The sequence below is a fragment of the Leptolyngbya sp. NK1-12 genome (genome assembly GCF_032598965.1).
Lineage (GTDB): Bacteria > Cyanobacteriota > Cyanobacteriia > Elainellales > Elainellaceae > Elainella.
On the sequence record NZ_CP053587.1, the window covers coordinates 1132378 to 1145655 of the forward strand.

Genomic DNA, 13278 nt, shown 5'->3' on the forward strand with positions numbered 1-13278 from the left:
CTGGTTAGTTAGTTGATTTGAGACAGGTGAGATCGTTGAGTAAAAATGGCTGCCTGTATCCTAGATAAAGAAACTGATTAGGGAATCTGTGGTGAAGTCGTCAATCAATGCCAAATCCTCTGCAACTCGTCAACGCGATCCAGAAGCGACCAAGGCCCAAATTCTAGACGCGGCTGAAGAGGAGTTTGCCCGCTATGGTTTGACTGGTGCCCGAACAGAAGCCATTGCGGCTAACACAGGAGTGACAAAAGCGATGATTCATTACTACTTTGGCAGTAAAGAAACTCTTTACAAAGCTGTTTTAGAACGCCATGCTACCGACTTTATTGAGGCGTTTGAGCAGCTTAATTTGCAAACCTTACCGCCTGAAGAAGCCCTGAAGGTCGCCATTCGAGAAGGGATTAGACATGAAGCGATGCACCCCCATCAAGGCAAGGTTTTACTTCATGAAGCGATGCAAAACCAAGGGAAATATTTCAAGCTGACTGCTTGGGAGACACCAATTAACTTACTGATATCGATATTGCAGCAAGGCATAGATGAAGGGTGCTTTCGTCCGCTGAATCCTTGGTTGATGGTGATTCACATCATGGGGATTATTAGCTTTTACTTTAATGCTCAAGCCAACCTTAAAACTCTCGCCCCCAATTGGGATAGCATGAGTACGGTAGCCATTGAAGAATTCACAGAGTCCGCGATTGCACTAATATTGGCAGGAGTGAAAAAGGGTTGAGTTGTCGGATACACTACACTTTTGCTCATCTCTCCATCTAAGATCTATCTAAGAGAGTGTTTGAAAAGTATCAGAAGTACTGCATCGCCCCCTAAATCCCCCACTAGTGGGGGACTTCCGATCCCGTATCTCTGGTTCAAAGTCCCCCATTGATGGGGGATTTAGGGGGCGGTTCGGGTTGCAATAGCGACTTTTAAAACATCCTCTAAGATCTATCTACAGATGCATAGGTTCATCCCTGACCCCTTCAGCGCTTGGCGCTATGCTGGAAATAAGCCATAAGTAAGCCACTATCCTCCGATCGCCAGTGCCTCGTCATGAGTTCCCCACCCTTGTTGTCCCAAGTTTTCTATCAGCTGATTCTCGATCAAGCCATTGCTACGGTTGAGTGTAGTGAAGCAGAGCGCCGCCAGTTTCGACAAGCTTATGAATGGACGCAGCAAGACCAGGCGCGGCTTCAGCAGGAAGGCATGACGCCAGAGCAGTTTGAGGCTTGGGCAGAACGAGAGCTAAAAATTCGCAAGTTTCAACAGCAGCGGTGGGGCCGAGTGCTGAACTCCTACTTCTTTCAGCGTAAATATCAGCTTGACCAGGTAGTTTGTTCGCTGATTTATTTGCACGACCGCAACATGGCCCAAGAGCTGTATTTTCGGATTGTGGAAGGCGAGCAATCCTTTGCCGAAGTGGCTCATCTCTATTCTCAAGGCACAGCTGCCGCAGTGGGTGGCAGAACTGGGCCAATCGAGCTAGGTAAGCTGCATCCTCAATTGGCGCGGATGTTTTACGGAGCGCGTCCAGGCCAGGTATGGGCACCTCAGCGCATCGGTGAATGGATTGTAATTGCTCAGCTCGAAGCAGTATTACCTATGCAGTTTAATGAATCAATCCAACAAATGCTGCTGAACGAATTATTGGAACAGTGGTTGCAAGAGCAGATTAAACAGCGGTTTTTGTAGGAGTCAGTTGTTAATAGGCTCCGTGTCGCAGCAGAACGATCCAGATAGTTTTAAGAATCAGCAGCAAATCGTATCTAACGGACCAATGCTGTAAATAGCGCAGATCAAGGTCTACAACTTGTTCAAAATCTCGAATTGTTGACCGCCCTTTCACCTGCCATTCGCCCGTAATGCCGGGTTTAACAGTTAACCGCTGCCAATGCCGCAGATCATATTGATCGACTTCGTTAACAGTTGGCGGCCGAGTTCCAACCAAACTCATTTCACCTTTGAGCACATTCCAAAACTGAGGCAGCTCATCTAAACTGGTGCGCCGCAGGAATTTGCCGACTCGAGTGACGCGAGGATCCGCCTCGTTTTTGAAAATCAGTCCCTTAGCCTGGTTCTGTACAGCATGCTGTAAGTATTCTGCATTTGGGATCATTGATCGAAACTTCCAAATCCGAAAGCGCTTTCCCAGCAATCCACAGCGAGTTTGCTGGTAAAAAATTGGACCAGGGCTGTCTAACCGAATCGCAACTGCAATTGGAACAAAAAGCAAGACTGTGATGCTTAATCCAATCACAGCTCCAACAATATCAATCAAACGCTTTAGCTTACTGCTAACTGAAGCGTGAGTTTCCGGCAAACCACTTTTGAACGACTGGTTGATGCCGGTATCGGAAAGAGTACTCATAGCAGCATCCATAAAGTATGACTATTCTGTGTCAATGTCTATGTCAATAGGCAGGATGATAGATTTATGAATATAAATTTATTCCTATCACTCAAACCCATGCTTCAGGTTTAATCCTGGTCTGTTTGATTTCGCGTATAAGTAAATGCTGACCCTAGGTTAATTATTCGGGATTTTTTTAAGCTTAACCTGGGTTATATAATTCCCTAGGGATAGCTGTATGTAAGCTATCGTGAACGTGTATATTAGCTGCCACAATTATGGTTTTTAATACAGTATTAGAGGTCACAAATTGGTTGATTTTCTTCCAGAAGTTCTATCCAGTGGTTTTGAAGAAGATTGTGGATCAGAACTTGCTTTGTAGCAGATTAACCGCTTAAATCAAAGTGAAGGAAGAATTTGATTGATGGTGGCTTAGAAAGCTAGGCAGCTCGTCAGTAGAGGTTGTATTGTCAAAGTCGAAAACGGAAAATAGCTCAGATAGCTGAAGCTGTAGGCTCTCTAGGCTATCAGACTCACTCTTCCCCTGTAGGTCTGCCAGCAGTTGAACAGTATAAAGACAGAGCTGAAGCGATTGCATTTGCTCACGATTGAAGCGAAAATTCCCAAACTTACTCGCATAGTCATTGACTGCTCTTTCCAAGCACTCCAGCCACAGTCCTTGGCTAGCCCAATTGGGGCATAAAAGTTGCTCTCTCAAATCAGCCAAGCTGTTTGCCAACTTTTGATACTGATAGGTCGTTGCCAATAGAATGGCGTGGTCAAGCAGAGGTTGAATCAAAATTGAGATCTGGGAGTTTTGCCAATTTGGAACTGCAAACCAGAGAATCAATTTTGCTAAAACAACCTCAAATAAAAGCTTTTGAGCTAGAACGCTCATGTAGGTTATGGAAGTTGCAAGGCGGCAGAGTAGGTCGGGAGTCCGAGCGATTTTATATAGTAAATTGTGAGTTTCAGCAATCTGACGATAGACCAACCATTTACCAGACTTTTGCTGTAACTCGTCCAGCAATGTTTTGATGTAGGGCTGATGGGAGACTAAGGACTGCACTTCCAGCTTAATATAGCTAAGCAACAGGTTGCGATCTTGCAATCTAGAGCTGACTAGAGCAATCACTTCCCGCCAATGGGGTTCGGCTAAATGGCCTGAGAGATCCGCCAAGTCATGCTTCAAGTTAAAACTCGAAACAATTTGCCTAGAAGCTAAATACTCCTGAAATGCGATATGGGAAAAGGAAAATACTCCACGAGCTTGTTCCAGCAAGATACCTTGGTGTAGAAAAGACGATCTCAGTTGGTTGACGATTTCTTCCCGTAGGATCTGCTTTTGCTCGATTTCCTTATGAAGTTCACAAATGCCCGTTTCAATAAAGTGCTCTAGCTCTCGCTGTTCAAGAAAGCGACTTCCCCTTTGCAAAGCAAACGTGGCGATTCGCCCCAAAAGATAAAGCTGTTCAAAAGAAGTGATTCGCCAACTGGAATGACCAGCTTGAATATTCTGTTCTCTACTCCGATCAATTAAATACAAAGACAAACACTCTTCATAAATCCGAATTCGATTCTCAGATAGTTTGCTTTTTCCGTCGAAGGTTTGACAAATTCGATTGAGCAGTAAAGGAATTCCCGCTATTTCCCGAATGCGATGATTGCCGGACACACAAAGCTGTTGCAGAAAACTTTCGGTTCTAGCGGGCGCGTTAGTCTGAGTAGACTGCTTGTTAGGCTGATCAACAGCCTCACTCGGTTTGCCAAATACACTAAACCACTTCTGTGCCAGTGATGCCACTTGGGCATCATTGAAATCTACAAGCTCAAGATCAGTGAAGTGAGCTAGCTCAAAGCTGGAACTGCCCAACCTAGAAGTAACAATAATGCGGTTCTTATAGTAAAGTTCAGAAAATCTGGAAATCTCCCGCAGGATTAAGGAATAATTACTATAGCCAGAAATTTCATTGAGTTCATCTAGCAGAATTAAAAATTTACCCTCGTTCAGCAACGTCTCAATCACTTGCGGATCGGACACGTCACATCCTATTAATTCCTGCTGAACGCAATGCCGCAGATTGAATTCAGTCGGCCGGGTAGTTTGCTCTACGTAGCTGCTTAGCTTGATGAAAACTGGGATCAAATGCGGCTGAAATTGCCCTCGACTGCATTGGAGTGCAACCCACTGCAAAAAAGTGGTTTTGCCGCTGCCTGGTTTACCCAGAATCCGCAGCTTAGCTTGGTTCTCTAAAACCGGCAAAGGTGTGCTGATTGAATCATTTAGCTGTTGTTCTCTCAGGTTACTGAGATTGCTGCCACAGCTTTCCTTTAGTACAGCAATATCTAGATATTCCTGACTGATCAACCGACCCAGAAAACGAGGCTCAACATACAGATCATTCAATTGAACGGGAAAACTCGTTCCAGAAATACGTAGCATGCCGCACTGATGCTCGATTCGATCTTGATGCTTCAGGCGAATCTGCTCCACCAACGGGCTGATCTCGCTCTCCAAATGTGGTGCTTTACCCTCAACGTTCAATAAGTGGTCAGGAGCTTGGGCAACTATCTCCCACCAATTGAGGTCTAGGATTGTACAGATCTCAATAAAGATATGACGTTCAATCGGACGACAAGTAAAAAAGCGCCAGATAGGCTGGCGGGTCCTCAGGTCTAGCTCTGCCGCTAGATTTTCTTGCGTCCAACCTCTGCGATCAAATACTTTTCGGGCTAGCTTAGCACCTTCTGGAGTCGCGTACAGGGATCTTTTGGCCATGGGAGCCTCTTAACCAAAATTGTAAAAATGATGCTTGAAACCTAAGGAACACTGGAGCAGTGCCATGAATGGCTGAGCATTACCGTAAATTAAGCAAGGATAGCAAATAAGTAACGAAGAGCGTAAGAGGAAAGGTAACCGTATTTAAAAAGCACAAATATAGAACACTTCGGTGAACTAAAAATTCCTCCTACAGGCTTCGCTGGTCTACACGCTGGCAAGAGTAAGCAGGCCAGAGAATAAATCTGTTACATAGCAGGGAATACGATCATGTCAGTAGCATAAAGGTTAACCTTTACTTTGTACTACTAACTTCAATTACATACACTAGCATGCATTTTGCTAGTTTAGATCAAATTTATAAACCAAATTACGGCTTGTCGTCTAGTCAATGTTACTAAATTTTAAAGTCAAGCTTCTTCGCTTACATACTTATTCGTTCTGATTGACGGATGGGTGGCTAACACTTATACGTGACAATTGCATGACAGTGAACGACGGTTAAGGCTGGCAATGAAGGCTAGCATGCCATTCTCCAGGTTAACCATCTACTGAGCATTAGTTGAGTTCTAGCTAGATGCCAACAGTTACCAAATTTTCAAAAACTGCTCGAAATCTGGCTTTCCCTACGACCAATAAGGCTTAATGATTCTGGTGTACACTACACCAGAATCATTAGTGCGGAAAATACCATCCAATGCGTACTTCCATCATTGAACACGTACTGAAAAGTTCCGCTCTTTCATCCCAATCGCTTCACGAATGAGATGTTCGCTCACAAAAATATCTAGATGCACCTGAATCACTGGCAGTGATAGGAATCCATCTGACAATATATTTGCGATCAAGACCTTAAGAGTTCCTATCGGCCTATACTCATATAACCATGTGCATCAATATTGGCGATTTAGACCATACCCTTGGCGTATCCTCAAAGTACAGCAATATGTTACCGCTGGCTTCTCAACTAGACAGAAACAAATACTCATTCGTGACCAAGATTACTCAAAAGACCAATGGATACGGTCGGCTGTTGACTGCACAATACACAACCCTAACCTGCTTTAGGTGAGAATTTTCCCAGATATCTAATCAAACCACATGCAACGTTGATTACAAGTAAGCTGCCAGCATATAAACCGTGCCACTTGGTCCAAAGACGAAACAAATTTGAATGCTTGGCTGCTAACCTTACTTAATAAAACAATCATCCTAACTCTAGCCCCAAGAGCTGGATGGCAGACTGCTACTTCAACGCAGTGCACATCTAAAATCAACAGCTGCTAAAACGTAATATCATTCGTGTGTAAAAAAACGACCAGTAGATTGCATCGCGCCTGATCTAAAGAATTGAACTTAAGAATCATCCAAGACCTGCACCCCTAGTATAAACACAGGGCAAATTGTACCATAATTAATTTTTTTTCAAACATCTTAATAATTTTGAAGGAATTTTATGAGATGACTATCTAACCAGTATACCTGAGTACCCACACAAGTCTAGTATATTAAATTACTTTAATGGAGAATAGCTTAAATTTAGTGCTGCTCTCAACCGTGCTTCAAATAACGAAATGAGTAATAGGTATCCATTCAGCAATTTGAGTTGCTATAGTGTAAATCTCACAAAAAATTAGTTTACAATCAGGTGACGATAATTAAGGTTCTAAATGGAGCTGAAGTCACGTTGTATATTGGATTGCGTGTTAGATAGACTTTGGCGGTTTGCCTCTTGTTTTAAGAGAGTCCTAATTAGACGGCATGTCTTATTGTTTAACTGTTTAACAAAGAGTTTTTTGCATAGGCATGAATTTGCATGGCACTATTAGACACGATGCAGATTAGTTCTCTAGTATTAAATATTTATAAAATTGGATTAATGGGAACTTTTGGTGTGAGTTGTCTTTGCTTGAGTCCAGCTATTGCTTCAGCTACTCTGCCAACTGATTCACTTCAAAGAGAAACGACTTCTTCGAGGGCGGAGGACCCCTATACCTTGGGGGCAGGGGATCAAATTAGAATCGATATCTTTAAGCTAACCCAATACAGTGGCGAGAACACTGTTCTCGTAGATGGTACACTCAATCTTCCTGTGGTTGGTAGTGTATATATTCGAGGAATGACGCTTGAGCAGGCCGCCAGTGCGATTGCCGCGCAGTACTCCCAGCGGCGGATCTTGCGGAGCCCAATTGTAACCGTTAGCTTGGTTGCCCCCCGTCCAGTCAAAATCGGGGTTTCAGGCGAGGTGAATCATCCGGGATCGTATACCCTAGAGCGGCAATCTGGGCAGGTGCCAACGTTGACGCAAATTTTGGAAGAAGCTGGAGGAATTCGCCAATCTGCGGATCTGCGGCGAGTACAGTTACGGCGACTACAGCCTTCAGGGGCTGAGGAGGTTATCGTAGTTGACCTTTGGCAGTTTTTGCAGACTGGCGATGCTCGATACAACGTCACCTTGCGAGATGGTGATGCGATTGTTGTGCCTACTGCAAAAGACATGAGCTTGGCCGAGTCTTCTCAGGTGGCGGCAGCCAGTTTTGCAGCTGATGCGGATCAGTCTATTAATATTGCTGTAGTGGGAGAGGTGTTTCGTCCCGGTCCCTACACGGTGACCGGAACGGCGAGGACGGCAGAGGCGGGTGTCCCGGGGGGGACCACGATGCTAGGAACGGCTCCAACGGTGACTAGAGCTATTCAGGTGGCTGGAGGGATTACTCCTACGGCAGATGTTCGTAAAGTCCAGATTCAACGGCGGACCCGCACAGGTTTAGAGCAAAACTTTACAGTTGATCTTTGGCAATTGTTGCGGGCTGGAGACTTGAACCAGGATGCCATCTTGCAAGACGGAGATACGGTACTCGTTCCTACGGTCACCAATTTAGATCCGGAAGAGGCGGCTCAAATTGCTGCTGCTAGTTTCTCTCCTGATACGATTCGCATCAATGTGGTCGGAGAAGTTGTCCAGCCCGGTGTGGTAGAAGTTCCGCCGAACACGCCACTCAATCAGGCTCTACTTGCAGCAGGAGGATTTAATAATCGTGCTGAGCAGACGGTGCTGCTGGTTCGTCTAAATCCCAATGGTAGTGTCTCTCAGCAGCAGGTTGATGTAGACTTTACTCAGGGAATTGATAGCGACGCCAACCCAGCCCTACGCAACAATGATGTGATTGTGGTCAAACGGTCAGGGATTGCTGCTATTTCTGACGCTTTGGGCACTGCCACCGATCCCCTCACCCGATTCTTCACCCTGTTTAGCATTCCGCTTAACTTCTTCCGTTTGTTTTAGCTTGTTGTGCCATCAAACGTTTCTGAGAACGCCACTATGAAGGCAACACAAAATCTTCCGATCCTGCTATCGACTCCTCCAATATCGGCACCGCCCGAAAACGAAGGTGGATTAGAGCTAGGGCGCGTGGTAGCGGCACTGCGACGGCAGGTCTGGCTGATTGCTGGTGTGACAACTGTGATGATAGGGGCAGCCGTTCTCAAGATCGTGACGGCAACGCCGATTTATCGATCTGGTTTTGAGATTTTGACGGAACCGGTTACGGTGGAGACAGAAGTTTTGTCTTCGCTTCCCCAAACCCTGAGCAGCCGCCAAGATCAGTCCCTAACGACGACGACGCTGGACGAGACGAAGATCCGAGTTTTGCGTAGCCCCGATGTCTTAAACCCGGTTGTAGAGGAACTCAAGCGTGACTATCCTGAGATTACCTACGAAAGTTTGATTCGCGATCTGGTGATTCAAGTTGATGCAAAGAATATTTTGCAGGTCTCTTATGGCAATCCCGACAAAGAACTGGTTCAAACTGTTTTAGATCTACTTTCTGAGGCATACCTCCGGTATAGTCTGGAAGATCGCCGTCAAGATATTCGGCGGGGGATCGACTTTGTAGATAGCCAATTGCCTGCCTTGAAAAGTCAGGTGGCTCAATGGCAAGGCCAACTCCAGGAGTTTCGGCAACAGTATAATTTGATTGACCCAGAGTCACAGGCTAGTTTGTTGTCAGATCAGATGGGTAGCCTCAGACGGGATCTGATCGAAACTCAAACTCAGCTGCGCGAAACTCGCTTGACCTATCAACAATTACAAACTGCTTTATCACAGCCGTCTCTGGAACAAGCCGGTTCGTCTCCGCTCGTTGATAGTCCGCGCTATCAGAAATTGCTCGATCAATTATTGGAGATCGACAGTCAGCTAGCGCAAGATTCTATTCTCTATCTAGAACGCAGCCCTGAACTGAACGTATTGCTCCAACAGCGGCAGAGTTTGTTGCCTTTGCTACAGCAAGAGGGCTTTCGAGTGGCACAGCAGGTAGCTAGTCAAATTCAGGAACTCCAGGATCGGGAGCAGTCCTTGAGTGCCTCAATTGGCTCAACCAATCAACAGATTAAGCAGCTCTCTGCTGTGATGCGCCAATATACCGACATTCAGCGAGAGCTAGAGATTGCCACCGACAACCTCACCCAATTTTTGGCGAAACGTGAGGGGTTACGCATTGATGCGGCACAGCGCCAGTTGCCGTGGAGATTATTAACTGCACCCAATGAGCCTTATCCTAGTGCGGCAAGCACCAAACGAACGCTAGCATTAGGAGCGATTTTAGGATTACTGCTGGGTACAGGAGCAGCGTTGGCGATTGATCGATTGAGTAGTGTGCTACACACCTCTAAAGAAGTAAAAGATAGTGCAAAGCTGCCAATTCTAGGAATTATTCCGACGAATAAATCACTGAACGAGTTGGATCAATGGCTCAGTTCAAATGCAGTGTTAGGCTCTCTAAACGGAAGCGGATCGATCGATTCTCTTCAATTCCATCGACTAATGGCCGATCCATTTCTAGAAGCCTTCCGACTACTCTGTGTGAACGTGAGACTGTTGAGTCCAGATCGGCCAATCCGTTCGTTGACCGTAAGCTCGCCCGTTCCAGCCAATGGTAAAACCACGGTTGCCTTCTATTTGGCGCAGGTGGCGGCAGCAATGGGTCAACGGGTTCTATTAGTCGATGGGGATCTGCGGCGTCCTAGCCTGCATCATCGGTTAAATTTGTCGAACTCCCGCGGCCTGACTGATCTGATTGCTCATAGTCTGGAGTATGAGCAGGCGATTCAACAAACACCTTGGGAAAGCAATTTATATATTTTGCCGGCTGGCTCGATTCCGCCGGAGCCTACCCGCATTCTCTCTTCTGAATCGATGCGACAAATCATCGAGAAAAATCGAACTGCTTTTGACCTGGTAATTTATGATGCTCCTCCGCTGTTGGGCTTTGCAGATACCTATCTGCTTTCCGAGCATACAGACGGCATTTTGCTTGTGGCTCGCTTGGGACAGTTGAAGCGTTCGCTCCTAGAAAAAGCATTGGAGGACTTAAGAATATCTTCTATTCCAGTTTTAGGACTTGTTGTCAATGACTCTGCGGAGAAGATGGGCACGCCCTATACCTACTATCGGTATTAGGCTGCAGTTCAAGCATGCTTACATAGTCAAAGAGAATGAATTGAAACCCCATAGTAAGTCATTCAACTTAATTAAAACTAAGATCAGGGTGTTGTCGCCGCCCGAAGGGCGGCGACAACACCTCCTTATCCTATGGAATCCTATGGAGTCGAACCAACGACCAATCCTGTTTTTGTCGGTAATCTGTTATCTCGAACTTTTGCATAAATATTGATTAGTTGGTCATAGTTTGCCGCTGCGGTGTAGGTTGTTTCAAATTCTTTTCGAGCTATCTGGCGCATCTGGCTCAATCGATCTGAGTTGTTGAGCAGCCATTCTACTTGAACAACTAAATCTTTTATGTCGCCAGGTTGAAAATGTAAACCAGTTTGATGGGGAGTAATTAAACTGCTCATTGAACCCAAGTTAGATGCGACAACCGGGGTTCCTGTCGCAAACGCTTCCAATAAAATTCGCGGTTGCCCTTCATACCATTCTGATGGAAAGACCAAAAAAGCGGCTGCTTGCAAGAGCCTATAAACCTGTTCTAGGGGCTGATGACCCAGCCACATGATTCCAGGTATTTGTTGTGCAGCTTCAGAGACCAAAGACGATAAAGGGCCATCTCCGACAATCTTGAGTGGGATTTTATCTCCTAAATGCCGCCAAGCTTCCAGCAAGGTGGCAATCCCTTTTTCCTGTGATAGCCTACCGGCATAGAGGGCATATCTGCCTTGGCCGCTGCCTATTCCAGGATCGGGATGGACAAAGTTTGGTTTGACAATAATTTTGTCAGCTGGCAAGCCGCCTTGAACGAGTTTTTGTCGAGCAAAATCAGTTAGCGCAATGTAGGCATCTACTTTATTGGTCCAAGTTCCTAAACTGCGATGCAGGGTGAGCATCGCAGCCACAGCTCCACTGGCGGCCCGACTGCCTCGATAACAGGCATGTTTGACCCCTGACCAGGGCACGAATTGCGTCAAGCAAGCTTCGCAAACTCGACCTTCTCGTAAAAACAATGCATTGGGGCAGAGCAAGCGATAGTTATGGCAGGTTTGAACGACTGGCACTTGCTCAGCTTGGGCGGCGTAGTAAGCCGAGGGAGAAATTAAAGGAAAGGTATTATGACAGTGGACAACCTGAATTTCCTGTTCTCGAATCAGCGATCGCAAACTTCGATAGGTTTTTTGATTCCACACCGTTTTGCCAGCCAGCACCAACGGCGAAGTAGTTTTGATGCCGTCATTGTGAACTGTGTAGCGGTAGACCTGATGCCCATGCAACTCTAACAGGTCGGCTTCTGCTTGTAAGATTTGATCTTCGCCACCTGCGACTTGGTAGTAATTATGAACAAAAAGAATGCGCATCTGATTTGACATTTGCTAGCGGTCATCCACAGCTTCAACTTGAGGTTGGCCGTGAGGAGTCAAGTGAAGCCATTGTTCGATCAGCAGTTGTTTTAACGCTAAGTATATAAACGGTGGAATTGTTGCCGCATACCGTTTCCATAACCGTTGCGGTTCTTGAATTAAACGATAGAACCACTCTAACCCCATCTCCCGCATCCATCGGGGTGCTCGTCTATGGATGCCAGCATAGACTGGAAAGGCACCTCCTACCCCAATCAGAACGGCCTGGATCCGATGCTGATGTTCGGCCATCCAGTACTCTTGCTTCGGGCAGCCAAGAGCTACAAAGACAATGCCTGCCCCACTATTATTAATCCGCTGCACAACTGCTTCGTCTTCAATGGAGGTGAGTGGACGGAAGGGGAGTGGCTCTATCCCAGCAATTTTCAGACTGGGAAAATCATGCTCCAACTTTGCCTCAATGCGGCTAAGAACATCAACATGAGAACCTAGGAAGTAGATACTAGTTCCGTTTCTGGTAGATGTTTGGCAGAGTCCAAGCAAAATATCTAGTCCCGCCGCCCGATCCTGTTTCTTAAATCCCATAAACCGCATCATCCAGACTAATGGCATACCATCTGGAACCACAATATCTGCATTTTGCAGAACAGAATTCATTTCTAGGTGCCAATGAGCTTCCATCAGCATGTGTACATTAGCCACGCAGATGATCTTGCTCAATCGCTCCTCAGCCCAGCTTGAAATTACTTCAAGTTGAGCACTTAATGGCAAAGCGGTCACAGGACAGCCAATGACCCTGACAATAGGTAAACTCACGTTTGCGACTCCCTTGCAGTAGTTGGAGAATTCACACGTAAGTAGAAAGCTACTTATCACACGTAAGTAGGGGGCTACTTAACAGAGTAATACTAGCGAAAAGGTGTCTAAGATCACGTATAGAAAAAATGGGAGATACTGTATGGGTTGTATAATTTATTTTGAGTCACCTTTAGATGAGCAGTTTTGTAAATCTGTTAGATTGCTTAACTCTGTACAGTTCAAACTTAAGGTGATTTAGGCTTTGCAGTTGAACAGACCTTTTTCTACAGTGAAGCTGAATTCACAAACTTGTAGTAGCAAAACTCCTGTATGTGATATTGCAATTTGTTGCAATTTTTCTGGTGACCGTGCTCTGCACTGGGAGCAACCAAACTGCGTGTCGTGATGTAATTGTAATCAAACTATGTTCGCTCAGCTAACAGCACAAGCATGAAATGCAGGTGCTGCTTACAATGGTTGTTGAATTTAGTGGTTTAATTGAAGAACTTATACAACTTATACCCATCAACTGAAGTTAAATCAA

At 45.6% G+C, this 13278-nt stretch carries 8 protein-coding genes; 4 read left to right on the forward strand and 4 right to left on the reverse strand.

The annotated features are described in order from the left end of the window. Positions 1-91 precede the first annotated feature (91 nt). Both HJG54_RS32900 and HJG54_RS32905 read left to right on the forward strand, forming a co-directional pair. A complete protein-coding gene (locus tag HJG54_RS32900; RefSeq protein ID WP_316436077.1) occupies positions 92-733 on the forward strand; it encodes a TetR/AcrR family transcriptional regulator in 642 nt (213 codons plus the stop codon). 317 nt (positions 734-1050) lie between these two features. Further along, a complete protein-coding gene (locus HJG54_RS32905) occupies positions 1051-1689 on the forward strand; it encodes a peptidylprolyl isomerase (RefSeq protein ID WP_316436078.1) in 639 nt (212 codons plus the stop codon). Between the two features lie 10 nt (positions 1690-1699). On the opposite strand, the gene HJG54_RS32910 is transcribed toward HJG54_RS32905, so the two are convergent. Continuing rightward, positions 1700-2365 (reverse strand): sugar transferase, encoded by a 666-nt coding sequence (locus tag HJG54_RS32910; protein ID WP_316436079.1) that lies wholly within the window; start codon positions 2363-2365, stop codon positions 1700-1702. Between the two features lie 376 nt (positions 2366-2741). After that, on the reverse strand, positions 2742-5126 hold the full coding sequence (locus tag HJG54_RS32915; RefSeq protein ID WP_316436080.1) for an NACHT domain-containing protein: 2385 nt from the start codon (positions 5124-5126) through the stop codon (positions 2742-2744). Positions 5127-7005: 1879 nt separating this feature from the next. Here HJG54_RS32915 and HJG54_RS32920 point away from each other — a divergent pair. Further along, entirely contained in the window at positions 7006-8412 is a 1407-nt protein-coding gene (locus tag HJG54_RS32920; RefSeq protein WP_316437107.1) for an SLBB domain-containing protein, read from the forward strand. Between the two features lie 36 nt (positions 8413-8448). After that, positions 8449-10587 carry a GumC family protein gene (locus HJG54_RS32925; RefSeq protein ID WP_316436082.1) on the forward strand — a complete coding sequence of 713 codons (2139 nt, stop codon included), beginning with the start codon at positions 8449-8451 and terminating at the stop codon, positions 10585-10587. 140 nt (positions 10588-10727) lie between these two features. Here HJG54_RS32925 and HJG54_RS32930 read toward each other — a convergent pair whose 3' ends face one another. Both HJG54_RS32930 and HJG54_RS32935 read right to left on the reverse strand, forming a co-directional pair. Beyond that, positions 10728-11933 (reverse strand): glycosyltransferase family 4 protein, encoded by a 1206-nt coding sequence (locus HJG54_RS32930; protein ID WP_316436083.1) that lies wholly within the window; start codon positions 11931-11933, stop codon positions 10728-10730. A 15-nt stretch (positions 11934-11948) separates the two neighbouring features. Next, positions 11949-12593, reverse strand: coding sequence for a WecB/TagA/CpsF family glycosyltransferase (locus tag HJG54_RS32935; protein ID WP_316436084.1), 645 nt, complete (start codon positions 12591-12593; stop codon positions 11949-11951). Positions 12594-13278: the final 685 nt, after the last annotated feature.